The organism is Gordonibacter massiliensis (ex Traore et al. 2017), from assembly GCF_019731765.1.
Classification (GTDB): domain Bacteria; phylum Actinomycetota; class Coriobacteriia; order Coriobacteriales; family Eggerthellaceae; genus Gordonibacter; species Gordonibacter massiliensis.
Window position 1 is genome coordinate 793,075 of the sequence record NZ_JAASIO010000001.1, and the last position, 22,905, is coordinate 815,979.

Sequence of the window (22,905 nt, forward strand, 5' to 3'; positions counted from 1 at the left end):
GTCCCGCGCCACCGGAAGCGCGAGCGCTTTTCCTCGGCAACGAGGCTGATTGCGAGGTGCTGTTGATGATTTCTGAATTTCCCTTGCTCGTGTTCACGACGCTAGCTGGCTTGACGGCCGGGTCGTATACGATGAGCGCGATTTTCCCGGTAGGGCAGGAGGGCAAGCGCGCGTGGTTGTTCCCGCTCGTCTGCGGCTTGCTGCTCGCGGCCGGGCTGGTGGGGCTCCCGATGCACCTTGAGCATCCGGAGCGCATGCTTATCGCGTTGAGCAATCCTGGTGCCATGATCGCCCAAGAGGCGTACTGGTCCATCGGGTTCGGCGTGATCTTGGCGGCGGACTTCATCGTGTCGAAGGTGAAGGGCAAGAGCCCGCGCGCGCTGCGCGTCGTGGGCGCCGTGGCGGGTCTCGGCCTCATGTGCGTCATGGCGAACGCGTACTTCGTTTCGAACGCTGTCGCCCCGTGGGCCGCATGGCAGACGTTCCCGCTGTTCATCGTGGGAGACTTGGCCATGGGTGCCGCATTGTGCGGCCTGATGGAGAAGCCGCTGTTCGAGAAGGGCTCGTTCTTCGGCGCCGCCGTGGCTTTGGACGCGCTGTTCGCCGTCGCCGCGGGTTTGGAAGCGGCGTATTTCGCCGGCTTGGGATTGGACGTCGTGCCGTTCATCGTGGCGTTGGTCGTGGCCGCGGTCGGCGGTATCGCCGGCACGGTGCTGGCGCGTCGCGGCAAGCCGACCGCCACGTCGATGGCGACGCTCGCGTTCGCCTGCGTGCTGGTAGGCGTCGTGATCGCCCGCTACGCGTTCTACGCGGCGGGAAGCATGTAGGATGCAGGGTGAGAGACAAATGGGGATGCGAGAGGAGAATCGTATGACCGTATCGAAGAACATAGACCGCCGCCAGTTCTGCAAAGGCGCCGCCGCGGCAACCGCCGCGTTCGGAGCCCTATCGCTGGCAGGCTGCGCAGAGGGCAATCTGACGGAAACGGGCGAGGCCGCCGGCTCCGCCGAGGCTTTCGTGGCTAACGAGGAAGGCGCCGAGTGGATCGCTGCGCCGTGCTGGCACAACTGCGGTGGACGATGCCTGAACAAGGTGCTCGTGAAGGACGGCGTGGTGCTTCGCCAGAAAACCGATGACACGCACGAGGACAGCTGGGACTGGCCCCAGTCGCGCGGGTGCCTGCGCGGCCGCTCCACGCAGCAGCAAGTATTCGGTGCCGATCGTTTGAAGTACCCCATGAAGCGCAAGCATTGGGAGCCGCTCACCGGTGGTGACAAGAGCCTGCGCGGCCGTGACGAGTGGGTGCGCATCAGCTGGGACGAAGCCCTCGACGCCATCGCTGCCGAGTTGAAGAACGCCAAAGAGAAGTACGGCAACCGCTCCATCCTGTACCTAAATATTGTGAACATGGAAGGTTATCTCGGAGGCGTGCTTGGCGCGTTCGGGGGGTATGTGGATTCATGCACGTCGGGGTCGACGGGAACCTTTGCGTACAAAACCTCTTTGTTCGGTGTTTCGTCATGCGACCTCAACGATCGCTACGACATCTTGAATTCTGACTACGTCATTTTGTGGGGCAATAACGTTTCTTGGTGCGCATTCGGCAATCCGTCCTACTACCTCAAGCACTTCAAGGAAGCTGGTGTGAAGTTCCTGTTCGTGGGGCCTGAATACAGCGTTACGGCGGGGCTCACCAATGCCGAATGGATCCCGGTGCGCCCAGGCACCGATACCGCCCTCCTTCTGGCAATCGCCCATGCCATGATCACGCGCGACCAGAACGGCTCCCTCATTGACTGGGACTTCCTCAATCGTTGCACGGTGGGCTTCGACGCCGACCACATGCCCGCCGACGCAAAAACCGACGAGAACTTCCGCGATTACGTCATGGGCAAATACGACGGCGTGGAGAAGACGCCCGAGTGGGCGAGCGAGATATGCGGTACGCCCGTCGAGATGATCAACCATCTTGCAGACGTTTTGGGCTGCAAGAACAACTGCTATATCTCAAGCAACGGTGCTCCAGCGCGCAACAAAGGCGCGGAGAACTATCCACAGGCGCTTATGACCATAGCGGCTATGGGCGGCCATTTCGGTAAGCCGGGAAACGCCTGCGGCGATGATCAATATTATGGGGCCCTCAATCGCGGCCCCCAGATCGTCAAACCCGCCTTCGGTGGAACGCCTTTCCAATTCACTAACAAATTCAACCCTGTCGATGATATTTTTGGTGCTGATGAGATTTGGTCTGCCGTTCTTGACGGCAAGTACCATTGCTTTGGCCACATCATAGGCGGTGCCTTCCATGAATGCGAAGAGCGTGAGATCGATATCCATGTGATCGTAAGCGAGCATCACAATCGTCTTCAGACGTTCGAGAACATGTCTCTGGGCATTGAAGCCTATCGCAAGGTCGATTTCGTGTGTTCGCAGGCTTACACCATGAAGACCGACACACGTTATTCCGATATCGTGCTGCCCATCTGCACGCGCTGGGAATACGACAAAGATGCCGTGTACGACACCAATATCGATAAAGAGAATTGCTTCGCACACAAGAAAATTGTAGATCCCTTGTTCGAGTCTCGAACCGACTGGGAGGTTGCCAAGGAGCTGTCAAAGCGTTTGGGGCTTGAATGGAACGAGATTGTGCCCTTCACCGACAAGCAGATGTGGATGAACGCCATGGCGAAGACCACCGTCATGAACGAGGATGGCAAATACGAGCCGTTGCTTACCATCAAGCAAGAGGATTTCGATCGTTATGAAGTTTCCGGCACTCCGCAAGAAGGGCGTATTCCCCTTGAGAAATTCCTCGACGACGGCGTGTACCGTGTTAAGCGTTCGGCCGACGATCCATACGTCTTTATCTCCTTCGAGGAGTTCCGTAAAGATCCCGAGGCGAATCCTCTGAAGACTACGGCAAGCGGCAAATTCGAGATCTACTGCCAAGCTAAGGGCGACATGTTCGCCATGATCAATCGGGGTGTCGATCGGTTTGAGGAAATTTCTCCTTTACCGAAGTACATCGAGCAGCACGAGGGATACGTCGACAGTTTCACCGACTGGGAGAAAAAGGTGCGGGGCCCGTATCCCATACAAATGACGCACGTTCACTATCTGCGCCGCGCGCACTCCGACTACGACAACCTGCCATGGCTGCGCGAGGCGATGCCGAATCCCGTGTTCATCAACAAAGATGACGCCGAAGCGCGTGGTATCAAGAACGGTGACGTCATCCTTGTACGCAACGACGTGGGTTCCTTCATCCGCCCGGCCACGGTGAGCCGCACGATCATGCCGGGCGTCATCATGGTGCCCCATGGCGCCGGCGTGCGCATCGACGAGGAGTCGGGCATCGACATGGCGGGTGCGGACAATATCCTAACGTCGAGTGGTAGGACGACTTCCTCTGGATTGTCCGGCTGGAACACCACGCTTGTTGAATACGAGAAGTACACCGGAAATATCGAGCTTCTGCCCGACTGCGAGTGGCCGCTCGAGATTCCGCTGTCGGACGAGGAATAGGGGGTAACTCGCTATGGGACAGATGGGATTCTATTTCGACGCCGATAACTGCATCGGTTGCCACTGCTGCCAGGTGGCATGCAAGGATGTGAACCGCCTCGAGGTGGGCACCGACTTCCGCCACGTCAAGAGCTACACCACCGGTTCGGGTTGGGACGTGCATATGTACCACACGTCCATCGCCTGCAACCATTGCGCCGACCCCGCCTGCGTGAAGAACTGCCCGACGGGCGCCATGTACAAGGACGCGGACACCGGCCTCGTGCTGCACCACGACGACCAATGCATCGGTTGTCGCAGCTGCGTCATGGCCTGCCCGTACGGCGAGCCGGTGCTCATCGAGGAGCTGGGCGTCGTGCACAAGTGCGACGCGTGCGCCGGGCTGCGCGCTCAGGGGGAGCAGCCGTCGTGCGTGGCGTCGTGCCCCCAGCGCGTGCTGGAGTTCGGCGATCTCGATGAGCTGCGCAAAGCCCACGCGGATGCCAATCTCACGTCAGACTGCTACGTGCTGCCAGATTCGTCGCAGACGAACCCGAGCCTGGTGATGGAGATCAAGGACTGCATGCTCGACGAGGACTGCGATCCTTTCGTGTTGTAAGAGTTGCCGAGCGCCCCAAAAGGTGCCCGACCCCCTTTGGGGCGCTCCTTTTGGGGCCCTATGGCTGGATCGCAGCTATCCACTCGTAGGGCAAGGGCTCTGCCCTTGCCGTCGACCTGCGAAAACGTTGCCTGTTAAGCGACAAGGGCAGAGCCCTTGCCCTACGGAGTGATTATCCGGGAGCATGCGTTGGGGCGGCTCCGATGCGGTCCGCTTAAGAAGGAGGGGCACGACCATGGTGACAGCGATGAGCGAAGAGAACGAGGCGCGCTTGTACGGGCGGGCTTTCCTATACGAGATGGCGCATACGGTTTTCGGCGGCGAGCCGAACGAGGCGCTGTTCGAGGCGCTCTGCTCGCCTGCGTGCCTCGGCACGCTGCAGGACATGCGTCGCGAGGGCGCGGCCCTTGCGCGTTTGGCGGGCTTCTGCGAGCGCATGGACGCCGACCCGGAGGCGCGGGCGGCCGAACTCGAGCGGAGCGTATCGGATTTCAACCGCGTGATCGCAGGTTTGGGTGCCAATCGGGAGTCGTTCCCGTGGGAGTCCGCCTATACCAGCAGCAAGCGGCTGCTGTTCCAGGTGGAAACCCTCGAGGTGCGCAACGCCTACCGCGCCTTCGGGTACCAACCTGAGCTGTACCCCCGCGTGGCCGACGACCATCTGGCGCTGGAGTGCGCGTTCATGGCCGCCTTGGCGAAGGCGACGCTCGAAGCCGAGGACGAGGTCGAGCGAGAGCGTCTCTTGGCGGGTCAGGAGGATTTCCTGGCGAACCACGTTCTGAAGTGGATCGAAGACTACGTGCGCGACCTGCACGAAGACGCGCCCGGCGGCCTGTACGACCTGACGGCGGCCGCTCTGGTCGAGTATGCGGCAACGGATCGGAAGTTCCTCGGAACCCTTCGCCATACCTAGGGGAGCGGCCCGCGCCGTGTTCGGCGTAGCCCGCTCCGACTTCAAACACGAACGCGAGCGCGGATAGGGTGCTCTGGCTGCTCGAGGCAAGGGCTTACGCGACGCGCGCGACGCCGGGGAATCCGCTACGGTGCCGGTGGACCCTCCCCGCCGGTGCCGCAGCGGATCCCCCGACGCCGACATGGGTAGAGGCCGCGCATTCAGTCGAAACGAAGGAGGGGGACGTATGGCGTTCCTTTTAGTGTTGGCGTGCACGGCGGCGGCTTGCTTCCTCCTGCGCACGCAGATCAAGAAATTCCCTGCGGCGTTCTACCTTTTGGCGGTTGCCCTGGACGCGCTGTTCGTAGCCGGTTGCCTCGGCTTGCTGCCGTGGTTCGTCTGGGACGGGCTGTCGTTGCTAGTTCGGAGATGCGCCCTCGCGTTCTCCCTGTTCACCGTTGTCATGTTCATAGGCTTGCTGCCTGTTGGGTCGAAAGCGCGCAGCTGGCTTATGCCCGTTCGAGGCGAGCTGTCCATCGTCGCCTGCATCCTTGCCCTTGGCCATGCGGCGTTCTACCTGATTTCGTACGCGCCGAGGCTGCTGGCCGGCGGGGCGGCGGGCGCCAACATGAGGGCGTCTTTCGTGGCGGCCGTGGTTTTGCTGGCGTTGCTGCTGGTGCTGGGCGTCACGTCGTTCAACGCGGTGAAGAACCGCATGCGCTCTACGACGTGGAAGCGCGTCCAGCGGCTCGCGTACCTGTTCTTCGCGCTGGCCTACGTCCACCTGGCGCTCTCTCTTGCGCCTTCGGCCTTGCAAGGAGGCGCGTCCGCCCAGGCGAGCATGGTCGCGTACACCGCGGTGTTCGCGCTGTACGCGGCGCTGCGTGCGGCCCTCTTCCGAGCGGACCGGCGAAAGGCCTAGCCCGCTTGAGCTATGGCGCTGTGATCGCAGAGCCCCTCGTCGCATTCGATTTTCTTCATGCAGGCATGCAGGGTGGCGGCGGCGCGTTCGACGACGGGGTTCGCGCCTTTGCGCCATACGACGGCCATGGGGAAGCCGAAGGGCCGCCCGTCCACGTCGTCGAACAGGGCCATGTCGCCGCGCCCGGCGCAGCAACGATGGGCGGCTTCCTTCGGTGCCAGGAGCAGCGCCGGGCCCAGATCGACTATCAGCAGGTCGTTGAAGCTCTGCATGGAGCCAGGGGCGAACGCGAGGTGCAGATCCTCTCCGAACAGATTGGTGGTGAGAAGACGGTCGTGCTCGTAGCTTAGCACGCCGCTCGTCATAATGGTTGTTTGAGCGAGGTCCGGGCGGGCAAGCCGCCTCCTCGTCGCCAAGGGGTGCGTTTTCATCATGACGATCGACAGGGGAAACGGTTTCGCGCATTCGAATGCCAGGCCGCGCTCGCGTGCCTCGTCGACCAGGCGAGGAAGGCATGCGAAGGAATAGGTGATCGCAAGGTCGGCGCGATCGGCGTCGAGTGCCGCGAAGGGCTGCTCGCCGAACGCGCAGTCGACGAAGCAGAACGGTGCGTCGATCCGCGTGCTCAACAGGGAGGCGAGGGCCGTCGTCGGTGCCGAGCAGGCGATGCGCACGCGCCGGTCGGTTTCTTGGCGAAAACGCGAGCAGCGTCCGATGGTGTCGTTGAGGCTTCCCAGCGCCGTTTTCGCTCCTTCCAGGAAGATGGCCCCCTCCGGCGTCAGCGCGTTGCCGTTGGCGCGGTCGACCAGCTTGAGCCCCGTTTCGTGTTCCAGCTGGGCGATGTGCGTGCTCAGGGTCGATTTCGCAATGAACAGCTCCTCTGCGGCCTCGCCGAAGTTCAGATGGCGAGAGAAGACGACGAATTCCTCCAAATGCTGGGTTCTCATAGCTATCCTTCGGTCCCTTTCTCCCCATCGGGCGATCCGGTTTTGCAGGGGGAGTCCTGCGTCGACGAGCGCCTCTCCGGTTTCTCTCCTGGCAAACCCCTGTTTTCAGCATAAAGTTAGCCTAGCATAACTTTGTTCATATTTTGTAAACGGCAGACAACTTTTTCGAACAGGGTTTGGGAAATCGCGCTTGCGGGAGTCTTCCGTTCGGTGCATAGTAGAGTCGAAATATCGGAGTGCTGCGGGGCCTGGTTCCAGGCCTTTGTTTTCCACTTGTGTTAGTTAAAGCTAACTTATGCGGCGTCGGAACGGATCGAGAAGGATCGGGCCGACCTACCGCTCGGCTAGGCAAGCACGGGAAAACGGTCGAGCCGCCCAGCAGCCGCGTAAAACGCACCTCGCGGGAACCCGATTTCGAAGGAAAAGGGTTCCTCGAGGCGAGAGAGGAACGGGGAATGACAAGATCAAGGCAGGGCTTCGCGTTCGTGAAACGCGGCGCAGCGGTGATGCTCGCGGCCACGTTGACCGCCGGCATGGTGCCGGGGATGGCGCTTGCGGAAATCTCGAAGCAAGGCGCGGATACAGTGACGGGTGCGTTGGCCAACACGGGTGATGGGTATGCGCTCGAATCCGGTAAAACCTATCCAGTCGGCGTGACGTGGGGCGCAGGTGCCGGATTCGAAAACTTTGCAGGCATGATTCCGGGAATGGTCGGGGGCTATTTTGGCAATACCGTGTCCGTGTCCCTGAACGGAGGCGGCGGGTACAATGTCGTCATTTCTTTCGGTGGCGACAAGGGCTACAGTGAGGCTATCGGCGATATTGTCTACAACGGGCAGACGATATCCCAAAGCGCCGATAAGACGTACACGTTGACGGTCGATTCCCTTGACGCCGTCATCAATGCGAATATCGTCATCGGCGGCGGCATGGCAAGCATGTTCCCCAACGGGGTTGGTATTACCATGGCGCTCGACACGTCCAGCCTGCCCACCACGCCGCCGGTCGCAACGGTGGACAAGGCGGCCCTCGAAGCCGCCATCGTTGACGCGAAGGCAGTTGAGCAGGGCAAGAAGTCCGATGACGCTTGGAAAACGTTGCAGGACGCCATCGCCACGGCCGAGGGCGAGCTTGCCAGGGAGGGTGCGACCCAGGACGACCTCGACGCGGCCGTAACCGCGCTGAATGCTGCCGTGGGCGCGTTCGGCAACAGCGAGGATGTCGGCGGCGAAACCGCGCCCGAACTGCAGTATGCTACCGCCAACGCCACCTGGTACCTGCTCCATGACGGCGTTCAGGACGAGGACCCCGCTTCTGACAGGGTGACGAACTACTTCGGCAAGACGGTCGAGTATGCGAAGAATGCAGACGGCACATATATGCTGCGCGTCACCGCAACCGGTGTCGGCGGTCTCAGTTTCTGGATGAGCCTGAACAACGGCGAGAAGAGCTTTGGCACGGCTGACGGCGACTCCTATGTCTACACCTTCTCAGTGGCTTCCGTGACCGAGGCTATCAACCTCCAATTCGGCTATACCGCTGGCAGCTACAACGGCTCTCACGACACGAACCTCTATGTGGAAAAGGCTGCGGCAGTCGACAAGTCCGCCTTGAACGCCGCCATCGCTGACGCGAAGGCGCTCGCGCAGGGCGGCAAGACCGACGAGGCGTGGGACGAGCTGCAGGCGGCCATCGCCACGGCCGAGAAAGCCGCCGCGAACGAGAGTATCCCGCAGCAGGGCGTCGACGGCGTGACCGCCCAGCTCAACGCCGCCATCGAGAAGTTCAAGAACAGCCCGGACAAGGAAACCCCGTCGGGCGACTACGACATGGTGGTTGGCAAGACCTACACGGCTTCCGTGAGCTACGCGGGCACGGGCTCGTTCGCCGGCATGCAGGACATGCTCAAGCAGATGGTGTCGAAGTACTTCGGCAACGCGGTGGAGCTGGCGCTTCTGGAAGACGGCACGTACGACGTGGTGGTCTACTTCGGCGGCTCTACGGGCTACGACGACGCCATCGGCGACCTCGTCTACAACGGTCAGGCCGTCAAGCAATCCGCCAACAAGACGTACACCGTCAACGTCCCCTCGTTTGAGAACGCGATCGATCTGGCCCTGCACGTAGGCGGCTCCATGAACATGGACATCACGTACGCCATGGCCATCGACACCTCCACCATCGCGCTCAAGGAAGGCGAGCCGCCGGTGGCGAGCATCGACAAGTCCGCGCTCCAGAGCCTGGTCGACCAGGCCGCCGCCCTGACGCAGAGCAAGAAGAGCGATGCGGCGTGGGAGAGTTTGCAGACCACGCTTTCCGCAGCCCGCGCCGTTCTGAACGACGCGGACGCCTCGCAGGACGCGGTCAACGAGGCCGCCACGTCGCTGAAGGAGGCCATCGACCGCTTCAACGCAAGCGAGAACGTCGCGTTCCAGGTCGGTCACACCTACGAGGTGCCCATGGCGTTCTTCAAGCACGGAAGCGTGACCGAGAAGTCTATGGCCGCCCAGTATTTCGGCGACACGGCCCTCGTGCGCCCGCAGGAGAACGGCACCTTCGCGGTGAGCTTCGCCGCGACGGGGCAGGGTTTGGAATACATCAAGTCGCTGTCCTACAACGGAGCCAAGGTCTCGCAGAACGGCAGCCAGTTCATGCTGTCCATTCCGGCTTCCGAGAGCGACACGGTGATTCCGCTCGATATGTCCATCACCATGATGGAACAGCTGGGCATCGGCCAGTCGCAGGTTGCCGACCTGCACCTGTACCTCTCGCAGGCGAAGGATTTGGGCACGGGTCAGAGCGGCATGGCCGCGTCTTCGTCCAACCTGGCCCAAACGGGCGATGCCGCCACGGGTCTGGTGACCCTGGCGGGCGGCGCGCTCGTCGCGGGCGCTGCGGTTGCAATGACGGCTCGCCGTCGCATGGCCCAGCGGAAGTAACCATTTACTGAAAGGCACGGTATGACCACGCGTATTCGATCCACATGCGCGGCGGCTTGTGCCCTGGCAACGGTGCTCGCCCTTGCGGCGGGCACCGTTTTCCCAGGGACGGCTTTCGCCGCTGTTTCGGCTGTGTACACGGCTACGACGAACCCCACCTACGAGAACCCCGTGACGGGTGCCATCGAGGACTCCGCCGGCGGCAGCAACGTCGCCTTGGCCGAGTCGATGGTGACGAGCATCGTCTACGAAAGCGCCCTGATCGAGCGGGACGTGGACGGCACGATGTACGCGAGCCTGCGTTTCAAGCTGGCCGACCAGATAAGCAGCATCGGTCTGGAGGCGTCCGCCGACGGGTCTACGTACGAGGCGGTCGAGGCTGTGCAGATGCAGACGGGCACCGACAGCGTCACTTCCACGGCCACGGCCGACTACCGCTTCGCCATTCCCAGCGAGACGAGCACCATCCGCTGCTCCATGGACGTGATTCCCATGGGGCGCGCGGTCGTCTACTTCATCTCGTTCGGCGCATTGCAGGAGGGGGCTCTAGACGGCACCTTCTTGCAGACCGTGACGCCGGGCGAGGGCACCGAAGACGCGGCCCCTGTTGCGGCGAGCAGCGCCGGCAACGCCTCGGGCGGCGAGGGCTCCACGGACGAGGGTCCCGGTCCAAACGCCGACGGCCTGGCCAGCGCCTCCCCGAACGCGGGCGTGCAAGAGTTCGACGAGGAGGGGCGCGAGGTCACGGGCGACAAGCGGGCGGAAGGATCGCTCGACGGCGGCACCGTCGCGATGATCGCGGCAATCGCCGCGGGCGTGGCCGTGATTGCCGGGGCGGTGGTGTACGCGACCTACGTGCGCCCGAAGCGCGCACGGCAGGCGAGCGCCGCCGCTGCGGCTGCCGCTGCCGCAGCGAGCGCGTCTGCCGATTCCGGCGCCAAGAAGGCCTTCGGTGCCGATACGGCGTCCGCAGCCAAGAAGGCTCCCGCTTCCGGCGAGGTTTCGGCGGCCGGCGAGACGATCGACGGCGACGGGGGCGCGAGCCGTGCATAAGCGCGCATCGGCGATATCCGGGATCAGGGGGGCGGCGCGCCGTGCGGGCGCGTTCGCCCTCTCGGCGTGCCTCGCCTGCTCGCTGCTGCTTACGGGCTGCGTCGACCAACACCCGGAGCGCTCGGAGAACGGCGACGGCTCCGACGAGCCCCGCATCATCGCCACTTCTCCCGCCATTGCCGAGGTATGCGACCTGCTCGACCTCGATCTGACGGGGGTGCCCACCACCTCGCGCGGCCTGCCCGACCGCTACGCCGACGTGGACCAGGTGGGCACGGCCATGTCTCCCGACCTGGAGATCGTGAAGTCGCTGCGCCCCGACTGCGTGCTGTCGCCCAACTCGCTGCAAAGCGACCTGCAGCCCAAGTTCGCCTCCATCATGGTGGCGTCCGTGTTCCTGAACCTGCGCAGCGTCCAGGGCATGTACGATTCCATCGCCTACCTGGGCGACAAGTTTGACCGAAAAGAGCAGGCCCAGGCGCTCGTGGACGAGTACGAGGCGTTCATCGAAGGCTATCGGGCCCAGAACGAAGGCGAAGGGTCCCCGAAAGTACTCGTTTTGATGGGCGTTCCCGGCTCGTACGTGGTGGCCACGCCGAACAGCTACGTGGGCAGCCTCGTCGAGCTGGCGGGCGGGCAGAACGTGTACGCCGACTCCGAAGAAGAGTTCGTCAATGTGAACACCGAGGACATGCAGGCGCGCGACCCCGACATCATCCTGCGCACGTCCCACGCGCTGCCCTCCCAGGTGATGGCCATGTTCGCCAACGAGTTCGCCACGAACGACATCTGGAGGCACTTCCGCGCCGTGCAAGAGGGCCAGGTGTACGACCTGCCCTCCGACAAGTTCGGTATGAGCGCTGATTTCGATTACCCCGACGCATTGGAGGAATTGCGCGTCATTCTGTACGGGGAGGAAGCGGGAAGCGACGGGACCGTCGTGGGCGAGGCGGCTTCCGCCGCAGCTGCAGCGATCTCGTCTTCGAGCGACGCCGGCGCCGTCGCCGACGCCGCTGCCGGCATCGTGGGCGATGCGGGGTCCGGCACCGTCGCCAGTATCGTGGACAAACAGGAATAAGGAAGGTATCGCATGGTAAGCACCTTGCGCAAAGCGGTGGCGTTCGTCGTTACGGCGGTGGCGCTCGTGGCGCTGTTCTTCGTGGCGGTGAACACAGGCAGCTTGCAGGTGAGCCCCGAGCAGCTGTTCAACGGCTTGTTCGTGGCGTACGACGACACGGTTTCCACCATCTACGACCTGCGCTTCCCGCGCATCTTCATTGCCATGGTGGGTGGCGCGGCCACGGCCGTCTCGGGCGTGCTGCTGCAGGCCGCCATTCGCAACCCGCTGGCCGACTCGGGCATCATCGGCATCAGCTCGGGCGCGTCGCTGGCCGCCGTGCTGGTGACGGCGTTCTTCCCGGCGCTGCTGTTCTTCGCGCCCGCGTTCGCGTTCGCCGGCGGCATGGTGGCGTTCCTGCTCGTGTACGGCCTGTCGTGGCGCGGCGGGCTGTCGCCTTTGCGCGTCATCCTGGTGGGCGTCGCGGTCAGCGCCCTGTTCACCGGCATCATGTCGGCGTTCGGCTCCAGCAGCGGATCGACGTCCAGCAGCGTGACCAGCCTCGTTGACGCCAACATCACGATGAAGACGTGGGACGATTTCCAGACGCTGCTCGTCTACGGCGCCGCCGGCCTGGTTCTGGCCCTGCTCGTGGCGAAGCGCTGCGACCTGCTGGCTCTCGAGGACAAGACGGCGCGCTCGCTCGGCATCGACGTGAACAAGAACCGCATGTTCATCTCGGCCGTTGCCGTGCTGCTGGCGTCCATCTCCACCGCCATCATCGGGCCTATCAGCTTCCTGGGCCTCGTCGTCCCGCACATCGCGCGCTTGCTGGTGGGCACGACGCACCGGACGCTCGTCCTGTACTCGGTGATCCTAGGCGCGTTCTGCCTGCTGCTGGCCGACACCATCGGCCGCACCATCGCGGCGCCCTACGAGATCAGCGCGGCGGTCATCATGTCCATCGTGGGCGGTCCGGTGTTCATCCTGCTGTTGAGAAAGGCGCGGAGCAGCTATGGCGAATAACGTGTTCACAATCTCCGGGCTGTCGTTCTCCTACGACCAGAACCGCATTTTCGAAGGCCTGGACCTCGCGTTGCGCGAAGGCGTGGTCACCACGCTCATCGGGGCGAACGGCTCGGGCAAGTCGACGCTGTTCAACCTCATGACCAAGAACCTGAAGCCCAGCGCGGGCAACGTGTTCCTGCGCGGCGGCGACGTGGGACTTCTGCGTCTGCGCGACTTCGCGAAGCTGGTGGCCATCGTGCACCAGCGCAACACCGCGCCGGCCGATTTGTCCGTGGAGAAGCTGGTGGGTTACGGCCGCTTCCCGTATCGCGCGCTCGGTCGGCGCGCGGATGCCGAAGAGGACGAGCGCATGGTGCAGTGGGCCCTGGAGACCACGGGGCTGGCGGAGTTCGCGAAGCAGTCGGTGTCGTCGCTGTCGGGCGGCCAGGCGCAGCGCGTGTGGATAGCCATGGCGCTGGCGCAAGGCTCGAAGGTGCTGCTGCTGGACGAGCCCACCACCTTCCTCGACGTGCGCTACCAGCTGGACATCCTGCGGCTGGTCCGGCGCTTGAACGAGGAGTTTGGCATGACGGTGGTCATGGTGTTGCACGACGTGAACCAGGCGCTCCATTACAGCGACGAGGTGGTTGCGTTGGCAAGCGGCCGCATCGTCGCGCAGGGCGCGCCTGAGGACATCGTCACGTCGGAGCTGCTGGAGCAGGTGTACGACGTGTCCCTGCGCGTGGTGAGCGTCGACGGCAAGCCCTTCGTTCTCGAGGTGTGAGCGCTGGCGCGAGCGTCGTTCGCAGTGCGGGGGCGCCCGGCTCGCCTGGCTCGCAACGCACGCTCCATGAAACGGCTTTTGCCGGGTTTACGCCGTTCGGGTCCGCCACCCGGGCGGGGCGGTTGCATTCGCTGTGAAAACGCCGCTTACGGCGGTCTTTCCGTAAGCGTGCGGCGGGGTTGTTTGCTATAGTGGAAAACCGTTGGGGTTCACCACGATAAGAAAGACCGCCATGTCGCTAATCGTATGCAAATTCGGAGGCACGTCCGTCGCCTCGCCCGAGCGCATTCAGATGGTAGCCAAGAAGCTCATCGCGAAGCGCCAGGCCGGCCATGACGTCGTAGCCGTCGTGTCCGCCATGGGCAAGACGACCGACGAGCTCGTGGGGCTGGCCCGCGCGCTCAACGACAACCCGCCTGCGCGCGAGATGGACCGGCTGCTGTCCACCGGCGAGCAGGTGTCCATGACGCTTCTGGCCATGGCCATCGAGGCGCGCGGCTACAAGGCCATGAGCTTCACGGGCCGCCAGGCCGGCATCGAGACGGACGGCATGCACGCGAAGGCGAAGATCGTGAAGGTGCACAACGAGCGCATCATGGAGGCCGTTGCCGCCGGGGCCATTCCCGTGGTCGCGGGATTCCAGGGCATCGACGCGAACGGCGACATCACCACGCTGGGGCGCGGAGGCTCCGACACCACGGCCGTGGCCGTGGCCTGGGGCATCAACGCGGATGTGTGCGAGATCTACTCCGACGTGGACGGCGTGTACACCGCCGACCCGCGCGTGTGCCCGCGTGCGAAGAAGCTCGACGAGATCTCCTACGACGACATGCTCGAGCTCGCGGGCTCGGGCGCGGGCGTGCTGCAGATGCGCGCCGTGGAGTTCGCACGCAAATACGACGTGGTCATCCATTCCCGCTCGGCGTTCTCCGAGGCCGAGGGCACCTACATCAAGGAGGAAACCGACATGATGGAAGAAGCCGTCATCACCGGCATCGCGCACGACACGTCCGAGGTGAAGGTGACCATCCGCGGCGTGCCCGACATGACGGGCGTGGCGGCGAAGGTGTTCAGCGCGCTGGCGGGCAACAACGTGCGCGTGGACATGATCATCCAGAACATCTCCGAAGACGGCTTCACGGACATCAGCTTCACGTGCGCCGGCGCCGACCTGGCTCTCGCGCGCGAGACCATCGAGCGCATCCTGCCCGAGATCAGCGCCCGCGAGTTCGACGTCGACGCCGACATCGCAAAGGTGAGCCTGGTGGGCACCGGCATGAAGTCGTCGCCCGGCGTGGCCGCGCGCGCGTTCACCACGCTCGGCGAGAACCAGATCAACATCCTGGCCATCTCCACGTCGCCTATCCGCCTGTCCGTGGTGGTGGACGGCTCGCAAGCCGCCGAGGCCGTGCGCTGCCTGCACCACGCGTTCGACCTGGATTCGGACAGCGTGTTCGAGGAGACGCAGCTCTCCGCAGAGGAGATCGCCGCGAAGATGAACAAGGGTCGATGAGGTTCCGCCGTTCTGTCGAACGGCGGAACGGCTCGATGCTGCGAGGGGCCGGTGCACGCCGCCTTTGCGCGATCCCGGAGGCTCGCGTACCCGTTGTACGCTTCACCTCCGCGATCCCGCGAATCCGACGCACCCCGGCCCCTCTCGCTGACTGACTACGCCAACCTGGGGAAAGGGAAAGTTCGGATGCATGCATATCGGGGCCGATATGCATGCTAGAATGTTAGTGGGCCAACGGATGTAAGTCCTGAGCGTCGGGCGGCACCTTCTTCTTGAGGAGGGAGGTGATTCGCATGGATGCTATCGTGTTGCTCCTCAAGCTCGCAGCTTCGGCTGTTGGGCTGGCGGCTGCGGTCGTCGGTCTGCTTCGGGAGGCGGTGGCGAACGCCCGAGGCGCTTTGGGCGCACCAAAATAAGGATGACCGCTAGCAGGAACTAGCGGTCATGCATACCTTAACGGTGCCGCCTGCACATCACCTCAGGCAATCCGTTGGCTTCTGTATTATATACTAGCAACGATTGGCTTTGCAAATGGGCGCGCGAGAGGCGCAGAGGTTTCAAGGGGCCGAGGGCAAAAAGGAGCGCATGATGGCTTGGACGAAGGAGATGCCGGCGAATCCGGTGGTGGCGATCGCGGGGGCGACCGGCGCGGTGGGCAGCGAGTTTCTGCAGGTGCTGCACGACCTCGATTTCCCGGCGAGCGAGGTGCGGGCGCTGGCGTCGGCGCGTTCGGCGGGCAAGAAGCTGCCGTTCGCGGGCTGCGGGCAGGTGTCGGCCGGCGAGCTCACGGTGCAGGAGATGACCCCGGCATCGTTCGAGGGTGTTGACATCGCGCTGTTCAGCTGCGGCGCCGGCGTGTCGAAGGAGCTGCGCGAAGCCGTCACGGCGGCCGGCGCGGTGATGATCGACAACTCGAGCGCGTTCCGCATGGACGAGGACGTGCCGCTCGTGGTGCCCGAGGTGAATCCGGGCGACGTGGCCTGGCACAGCGGCGTGATCGCGAATCCGAACTGCTCCACCATCCAGATGGTGGTGGCCTTGAAGCCGCTCTACGACCTGTCGCCCATCACGCGCGTGGTGGTGTCCACCTACCAGGCCGCCAGCGGCGGCGGCGCCCCGGCCATGGCCGAGCTGTACGACCAGACGAAAGCGTTCCTTGACGGCACGCCCGAGGACGAGCTGGCCGTGGAGGTGTTCCAGCACCGCATCGCGTTCAACTGCATCCCGCACATCGACAAGTTCCTCGACGACGATTCCACGAAGGAAGAGTGGAAGATGGTCGTGGAGACGAAGAAGATAATGGGCGACCAGAACATCAAGGTGGCCGCCACCTGCGTGCGCGTGCCGGTGCTGCGCTGCCATGCGGAGTCGGTGAACGTGGAGTTCGCCGGCGACGTGAGCGTGGAGGACGCGCGCGCCGCGCTGGCCGCAACCGACGGCATCACGGTCATGGACGACTGCGCGAACAACGTGTATCCCATGCCGGGCCTGCTGGCGGGCACGAACGACACCTACGTCGGCCGCCTGCGCAAGGACGACACGGTGGATCACGGCCTGGCCCTCTGGGTGGTGGCCGACCAGATCCGCAAGGGCGCCGCGCTCAACGCCGTGCAGATTGCCCAGTTGCTGCTGCCGTAATCGACGCCGAGGCCAACCGGACGCGCGGCCCGCAGCGCGCTCGGCGCTTTCCGCGCGCGCATGATGCAGAGAAAGGAGGCCGCTCCCGCGCGGCCTCCTTTCGTCCGAGCCCGTTTGGCTACGCCGGGTGCCATGGGCGGCTCGGCGCGACAGAGGGCCGCGACCTTCAACTTGCTTTCGAACGAGGGCCGGTCTTTCCGCCGAACCGGGTTTTCGCGTGCGCGACGGCCAAGGTTACGGTACCATTACAGTTGTCTATAGCGCTTGATCGTGTTCCCAAGCTGCCACGCGTAGAGTCGAGGACGAAAACATGCCAGAAACGCGGCGCACCGGAGAAGGGGCTTTCGCTTCGAGCGAGGCCGTTTTCCGCATGGAAACCGCGCGGGACGGCTGTCGTCGCGGCGCACCTTTCACGCGCCGCCGGTTCGTAGCCGCCTCGGTGCTCGGCTTGGCAGGCGCGTGCGCATCCTTCCTTCTGCCCGGATGCTCCACCAGCAAGAACATCGTGGTGGAGGAGGCCGAAAGCGCGCCCATCGACACGAAGCTCACGTTTTTCGGGTTCAAGTACGAGTCCATCAACGTCGCGGTCATCGAGGACATCCTGCGCGCATACATGGACGCGCACCCGAACGTCAGCGTTTCCTACGAGGGCATCAAAAGCCGGCCGTATTACGAAGCGCTTAAGAAGCGCCTGGCTTCGGGCAACGGGGACGACGTCTTCATGGTCGACCACGATACGGAGCTGCTGTTCGAAGAGCGGGGCTATCTGGCGGATCTGTCCGACGTGCGAACCATCCCCCTGTTCAGTTCGCTTGCCTTGAGCCAGATGAAGGCCGAATCGAGCATCCTGTACGTGCCCACGTCGATCTCGGCGTTCGGGCTGTACTGCAACACCGACCTGCTGGCCTCGCACGACGTGGCCGTGCCGCGCACGATAGGTGCGTTCGAGAGCGCCTGCGAGACGTTCCTCGCCGCAGGCCTCACACCGGTTGTCGCGAACAACGACATCTCGCTCAAAACGCTCGCCATCGCCCGCGGCATGGCCGAGGTCTACGCCGCCCCCGATGCCGAAAGGCGCATCGAGGCGCTGAGCGACGATCCCGACGCGCTGTCCGCGCAGCTGCGCCCGGGGCTCGACTTGGTGGAGCGCTTCGTAGAGCGGGGATACGTCGACGCCGCCCTTGCGTTGACGACGGAGAAGACGGCCGACGACCTCGAGCAGTTCGCCACGGGGCGGTACCCCTTCATGCTCACGGGCGCCTGGGCGTCGGTGCGCGTGCACGACATGGCGCCGGACCTCGCGTACGAAGTGCATCCCTATCCGGTGCTCGACGGCGATCCCGTGCTCGTGGTGAACGTCGACACGCGGGTGGGCGTGAACGCGAACGGCGCCCACGTCGACGCGGCCAAAGACTTCGCGGCCTTCTTCACCGAGCCGTCCGCCATCGAGCGCTTCGCGAACAGCCAATGCTCGTTCAGCCCGCTCGAAGGCAACGCCGCTCCCGACGACGAAGCGCTCAAGCCGCTGGCCGGGGCGTTCTCCTCGAGCGTCGTCATCGGGTCGGACGACAACGTGCATCTTCCGGTATGGGGCGCCGCCCGCCAGGGCGTCGTGTCCCTGCTCGAAGGGTCTTCCGCCGCCGTCGTGCAAGACCAGATGCGCGCCCTGCTGGCCGAAGGGGCGGGCGAAGCTCGATGAAGGCGAGGAGGACCCTCATATCGCTCGTCGTGGCGCTGGTGGCCGTGCTCGTCGTCGCGGGCACGCTGCTGTTCACGCGTTTCGTGCAGGATTCTCTTTGGGACAAGTCCGTGACGGACGTGCTGGAGGTGACGGCGCAAGGGCAGCACGCGTTGTCCACGTACTTCGAGAAAGACCTCGACACCCTCGACCTGTTCGCAGACGAGCTGGCCGCGCAGGGCCACGACGACATCGCCCGTCTGAACGAGAAGCTGGCCTTGTTCGGCTCGAACGAGGACGGCACGGTGTACGTTTGCGTCGACCTGGACACGGGCGCGGTGTACCGAACGGACAACAACAAGGCCACCCCGCTGACTGCCGCCCAGTTCGCTCTTACCGAGCAGGCCGGCGACCGGGGCGTGCTGGAGCCGTTTCTGGACGAGCACACCGGCGCCTCCATGATCGGCGTCTACAAGCGGTTCTCCTTCGCCGACGGCACGTCGGGTCTCGTGCGCAAAGCCCGACCCCTCAGCGAGATGGAAGATCGGTTCTCGCTGTCGTTTTACAACGATAGCGGTTTCTCCTACGTGGTCAACAGCGACGGCGACGTGGTCATGCGCTCGCAGCATCGAGACAGCAACCGCACGTTCTCCAACCTCTACGACATCGTGGGCTTCGAGGGCAACGACCAGGCGGCCGTGGACTCGTTCCGCACCGCGCTCGAGCAGGATGCGCGCGGCGTGGCCCTGTTCTCGTATTTGGGCGACGAGTACGTGTTCTGCTACACGCCGCTCGAGGGGACCGCCGGTTGGGACGTGGTGTCCATCATTCCGAACGACGTGGTCATGGAGCAGGCAAACGCCATCATCAACGCAACGTTGCTGCTGTGCCTGGTGATCATCGTGGGGCTGGTCGTGGTGCTGGTGGTGTATTGGCGCAGCAGCCGCGCCCACCGCATCGAGATAGAGCGCATGGCGTACTACGACGGTTTGACCGGGCTGTTCAGCGCCGACAAATTCACCCTCGAAGGCGATGCGCGCCTGGCGGAGCGCTCTAAGGGGGACGCTCCCGAGGCACGGGTGGGCGGCGTGGCCGTGGCCTTCGTCGACATCGACAACTTCAAGCTCATCAACGACGTGGAAGGCTACGCGAAGGGCGACGAGGTTTTGCGGGAGCTCGCCGTCATTCTGCGCGAAGCGGTGGGCCCGAACGGTTTCGCGGCGCGCCTCTCGGCCGACCACTTCATGCTGTTCTATCCTTACGCGCGCCGCGAGGATGCGCTGGGAACGTGCGGCGCCGCGGCCGAGCGCGCGCGTTCCATCACGGGAAACGGCAAGCCGCTCGCCCTGCACATCGGCCTGTGCTGCTCGGAGGACGCGCCCGAGGCGCGCGACGTCACCGAGCTCACCGATCGCGCGCGCATCGCCCAACGCGAATCGCGCACGCGCGGGATCGTGCCGTGCGCGTACAGCCAGCCCATGCGCGACGCGCTGCTGCGCCGCGCCGATCTGGAGCGCACGATGGAGTCCGCGCTCGAGCAAGGGGAGTTCTTCTACCTCATCCAGCCGAAGTACGATGTCGAGGGCCGGCGCGTGCTGGGCGGCGAGGCGCTTGTGCGTTGGAGGCGTCCCGATGAGGGTATCGTGGGGCCGGACGAGTTTATTCCGCTGTTCGAGCAGAACGGGTTCATTCTGCGGTTGGACGAATTCGTGCTGGAAAGCGCATGCCGCGATCTGCGCGCGCGTTTGGACGCCGGCCTGCCCGTGGTGCCGCTCTCGGTGAACGTGTCGCGACGCCACCTGCATCGCGACGACTTCCTTCCCTCGTACGTGCGCATCAAGGATCGCTACGGCATACCCGACGGGTTGTGCGAGCTCGAGCTCACCGAGAGCATCGTCATGGACGATTTGGGCGGCACGTTCGACATCATGGAGCAGATGCGCGCCGCCGGGTTCCGCTGCGCCATCGACGACTTCGGGTCGGGCTACTCGTCGCTCAACGTGCTGAAGAGCCTGCCTGCCGACGTGCTGAAGCTCGACCGCGGCTTCTTGCTGGAGGGCACGAGCCCCGGCACGGAGGAGACGGTGGTGCGCACCGTGATCACCATGGCGAAGGACTTGCGCATGGACACGGTCATGGAGGGCGTGGAAACCCCCAAGCAGCTGGCGTTCTTGCGCACGACGCCGTGCGACATGGTGCAGGGCTTCGTGTTCTCGCGCCCCGTGGCCCCCGAGGAGTTCTACCGGCTGCTGGACACGGGGAAGTAGATCTCGATTTCGGAGGCGGGGTCGTGCGGCCCGCGGAAGCGGGAGCCGTAGCGCTCGAAATCGTCGCGGTCGGCCAGATCGTAGCCGCTTTGGGGGAACCAGACGCCCCAGAGGTAGCGGTAGGTGGACAGCAGGCTCTCGACGCTGCCGCGGTGGATGAACCTCGCGTAGCGGCCGCCGGCGAAGCGTTTCTCCGCGAGCCCTTCGACGGTGTGGCCCACGGGGCATTCCACACCGATGAACGCGCGCACGGCGGTGCCCTCCTGGAACGTGGTTCGGCCGCAGTCGGCACCGCTTTCGTACAGGCTGTAGCGGTCGCCCGCGAACGCATCGCCGCGCGCGCCGGCCTCCGCGCCGACCAGTAAGCTGTTCAGCCGATCCCACATCGCCACGCTTTGGTTGTCGGCGACGCTCATCTCGTACGAAAGCCCCAGGATGCGCATGCTGGGCACCTCGACGATGTCCGGGCTCAGGCTGACGAGGCCGCCGACGTCCGCCGGGTCGAGGGGCGGATGGCTGGCGATGAGCACGTCCACCCCTTGCTTCCGGTAGGCGCTGGGCGTGAGGCGGTACTTCTTCTTGAACGCGCGTGAGAAACTCTCGGCCGACTCGAACCGCAGCCCCACGGCGATGTCGAGGATGCTCCGGTCGCTGTGCACCAGCTCGTACGCCGCCTGCGTCAGGCGCCGGCCGCGGATGTAGCTGCCCACCGTCTCGCCCATCGCGTACAGGAAGTGCCGGTGGAAGTGGTAGTAGGAGTACGACACCGCCTCGGACACCATGACGGCGTTCAGGGGCTCGTGCAGGTTGTTCTCGATGAACACGACAGCCTCGCCGATCACCTCGCGGTAGTCCAAGGCGGTGCTCCTTTCTCGCGTGCGACTCTACAGGATGCGGAAGAACTCCTCGTTCGCGTCCTCGCAGGGCAGGCTTATGCTGAAGTCCTGCTCGTCCAGCGGTTCCACGCCGAAGCGACGCCAGGCGTTCGCGCGCGGGGATCCGCAGGTCATCTCGATGCTGCGCGCGGTCGTGTCGAACACCATGGAGCGCAGCGTGCCGAAGAACACCGGGTAGTAGTGGCAGCAGAGGCCGTCGGGGTACGGGGTGGACAGCAGCGTTTTCAGGTCGTCGATCACCACAGCGGGGCGCTCGTCGAACAGGTGCTCGATGGTGGCGAGACGCTTGACCGAGTTGTCGAGCAGCTCGGTCTCGAACGGCTTCACGTCGTCCAGCACCACGTGGTTCGTCACGGCCAGATGATCCGCTTGGCTCGCCCGGCTCTCCGGACCGTTCTCTTCGAGCACGCGGAAGCCCTTGTGGCCGTCCATGCATTGTAGCAAACCGATGCGGCCCTCGCCGTCGGCCAGCATGAGGTTGATGTTGAAGCCGATGGGCGCGTCCATCGCCCATGCCACGGCCTCGTCCACGGTGGCGCACTGCTCGAGGATGCTGCGCACGACGGCCCAGAACATGAACCCGGTGACGCCGGCCTTGCGTCCGCCCTCGAAGTTGCCCACGGGGATGCCGTTGCTGGTGATGCACACGGCCAGCCCGTGCTCGTTCATGCCGTCGCAGCGGCCGAACAGGTTCAGCAACGAGCCAACGTGGCGAAACGCCCCGTCGATGTCGGTGTAGGCGAAGCACAGCTCCTCGATCTCGTCGGTGAAATCGTAGTTGCGCGCCATGAGCGCATGCCCGTTCGCGGTGCGGCTGGGCAGGGCGGCCATCGCGCTGCATCCGCGCTCGACGTAGGTGGCCGCGTAGTACATGGCCTGGTCGGGCGTTATCTTGAGCGCGTCGGCGAAGCCCTGTATCTCCTCGTTGGCGCCGGCGCAGTGCCTATCGAGCAGCTCCTCGATGGCGCGCAGCTTGTCAGCGGGGTAGGCGTTCGGCGGCAGGATGGCGCGTTGCAGCAGGTCGGGGCGGGAGAGCGTCCACTGCCCCAGCGCCTGCCCCACCTCGTAGTGCGTGCCGGTCAGGTTCTTGAAAGTCATGGTTGCCGTTCTCATGCGGTCGTTCCTCTCGTTGGGGGATGCTTGCATCCGCCATACTAGGGAACGCGGCCTGGGAAAGCCTGACCT

General features: G+C 64.3%; 17 protein-coding genes. 14 read left to right on the forward strand and 3 right to left on the reverse strand.

Annotated features, from left to right (window positions below; genetic code table 11):
• Nucleotides 1–65 precede the first annotated feature (65 nt).
• The 5 genes from HCH03_RS03260 to HCH03_RS03280 all read left to right on the forward strand — a co-directional run bounded on the left by HCH03_RS03260 (nucleotide 66) and on the right by HCH03_RS03280 (nucleotide 5,940).
• Complete coding sequence (locus HCH03_RS03260) at nucleotides 66–827, forward strand: DmsC/YnfH family molybdoenzyme membrane anchor subunit (RefSeq protein WP_246599496.1); 762 nt, start codon at nucleotides 66–68, stop codon at nucleotides 825–827.
• 43 nt (nucleotides 828–870) lie between these two features.
• Nucleotides 871–3,528, forward strand: a complete 2,658-nt coding sequence (locus HCH03_RS03265; RefSeq protein ID WP_221688318.1) for a molybdopterin-dependent oxidoreductase — start codon at nucleotides 871–873, stop codon at nucleotides 3,526–3,528.
• A 13-nt stretch (nucleotides 3,529–3,541) separates the two neighbouring features.
• The gene (locus HCH03_RS03270) at nucleotides 3,542–4,126 is read left to right on the forward strand and encodes a 4Fe-4S dicluster domain-containing protein (protein ID WP_221688319.1); all 585 of its coding nucleotides are present in this window, start codon (nucleotides 3,542–3,544) and stop codon (nucleotides 4,124–4,126) included.
• Nucleotides 4,127–4,361: 235 nt separating this feature from the next.
• Nucleotides 4,362–5,039, forward strand: a complete 678-nt coding sequence (locus HCH03_RS03275; RefSeq protein ID WP_221688320.1) for a TorD/DmsD family molecular chaperone — start codon at nucleotides 4,362–4,364, stop codon at nucleotides 5,037–5,039.
• Between the two features lie 226 nt (nucleotides 5,040–5,265).
• Nucleotides 5,266–5,940 (forward strand): ferric reductase-like transmembrane domain-containing protein, encoded by a 675-nt coding sequence (locus HCH03_RS03280; protein WP_221688321.1) that lies wholly within the window; start codon nucleotides 5,266–5,268, stop codon nucleotides 5,938–5,940.
• On the opposite strand, the gene HCH03_RS03285 is transcribed toward HCH03_RS03280, so the two are convergent.
• Nucleotides 5,937–6,887 carry a LysR family transcriptional regulator gene (locus HCH03_RS03285; protein WP_221688322.1) on the reverse strand — a complete coding sequence of 317 codons (951 nt, stop codon included), beginning with the start codon at nucleotides 6,885–6,887 and terminating at the stop codon, nucleotides 5,937–5,939. The genes HCH03_RS03280 and HCH03_RS03285 overlap by 4 nt on opposite strands.
• A gap of 455 nt (nucleotides 6,888–7,342) precedes the next feature.
• On the opposite strand from HCH03_RS03285, the gene HCH03_RS03290 reads away from it, so the two are divergent.
• The 9 genes from HCH03_RS03290 to HCH03_RS03330 all read left to right on the forward strand — a co-directional run bounded on the left by HCH03_RS03290 (nucleotide 7,343) and on the right by HCH03_RS03330 (nucleotide 20,824).
• Nucleotides 7,343–9,826, forward strand: coding sequence for an FIVAR domain-containing protein (locus HCH03_RS03290; protein ID WP_221688323.1), 2,484 nt, complete (start codon nucleotides 7,343–7,345; stop codon nucleotides 9,824–9,826).
• 21 nt (nucleotides 9,827–9,847) lie between these two features.
• Entirely contained in the window at nucleotides 9,848–10,879 is a 1,032-nt protein-coding gene (locus HCH03_RS03295; RefSeq protein WP_221688324.1) for a heme-binding Shp domain-containing protein, read from the forward strand.
• Entirely contained in the window at nucleotides 10,872–11,957 is a 1,086-nt protein-coding gene (gene isdE, locus HCH03_RS03300) for a heme ABC transporter substrate-binding protein IsdE (protein ID WP_221688325.1), read from the forward strand. Before HCH03_RS03295 ends, isdE begins: the two co-directional genes overlap by 8 nt.
• A gap of 12 nt (nucleotides 11,958–11,969) precedes the next feature.
• The gene (locus tag HCH03_RS03305; RefSeq protein ID WP_221688326.1) at nucleotides 11,970–12,962 is read left to right on the forward strand and encodes a FecCD family ABC transporter permease; all 993 of its coding nucleotides are present in this window, start codon (nucleotides 11,970–11,972) and stop codon (nucleotides 12,960–12,962) included.
• Nucleotides 12,952–13,728, forward strand: a complete 777-nt coding sequence (locus HCH03_RS03310) for an ABC transporter ATP-binding protein (RefSeq protein WP_221688327.1) — start codon at nucleotides 12,952–12,954, stop codon at nucleotides 13,726–13,728. Before HCH03_RS03305 ends, HCH03_RS03310 begins: the two co-directional genes overlap by 11 nt.
• A 232-nt stretch (nucleotides 13,729–13,960) precedes the next feature.
• A complete protein-coding gene (locus HCH03_RS03315; protein ID WP_080144505.1) occupies nucleotides 13,961–15,241 on the forward strand; it encodes an aspartate kinase in 1,281 nt (426 codons plus the stop codon).
• Nucleotides 15,242–15,829: 588 nt separating this feature from the next.
• Entirely contained in the window at nucleotides 15,830–16,879 is a 1,050-nt protein-coding gene (locus HCH03_RS03320; protein ID WP_221688328.1) for an aspartate-semialdehyde dehydrogenase, read from the forward strand.
• Between the two features lie 310 nt (nucleotides 16,880–17,189).
• Nucleotides 17,190–18,578, forward strand: a complete 1,389-nt coding sequence (locus HCH03_RS03325; RefSeq protein WP_246599499.1) for an ABC transporter substrate-binding protein — start codon at nucleotides 17,190–17,192, stop codon at nucleotides 18,576–18,578.
• Nucleotides 18,575–20,824: a bifunctional diguanylate cyclase/phosphodiesterase gene (locus HCH03_RS03330; RefSeq protein ID WP_221688329.1), complete on the forward strand. Its 2,250-nt coding sequence runs from the start codon at nucleotides 18,575–18,577 to the stop codon at nucleotides 20,822–20,824. The genes HCH03_RS03325 and HCH03_RS03330 overlap by 4 nt, the downstream gene beginning before the upstream one ends.
• On the opposite strand, the gene HCH03_RS03335 is transcribed toward HCH03_RS03330, so the two are convergent.
• Together HCH03_RS03335 and HCH03_RS03340 are read right to left on the reverse strand one after the other, a co-directional pair.
• Entirely contained in the window at nucleotides 20,797–21,681 is an 885-nt protein-coding gene (locus HCH03_RS03335) for an AraC family transcriptional regulator (RefSeq protein ID WP_221688330.1), read from the reverse strand. The genes HCH03_RS03330 and HCH03_RS03335 overlap by 28 nt on opposite strands.
• Nucleotides 21,682–21,708: 27 nt before the next feature.
• A complete protein-coding gene (locus HCH03_RS03340) occupies nucleotides 21,709–22,833 on the reverse strand; it encodes a C45 family autoproteolytic acyltransferase/hydolase (protein ID WP_221688331.1) in 1,125 nt (374 codons plus the stop codon).
• Nucleotides 22,834–22,905 lie beyond the last annotated feature (72 nt).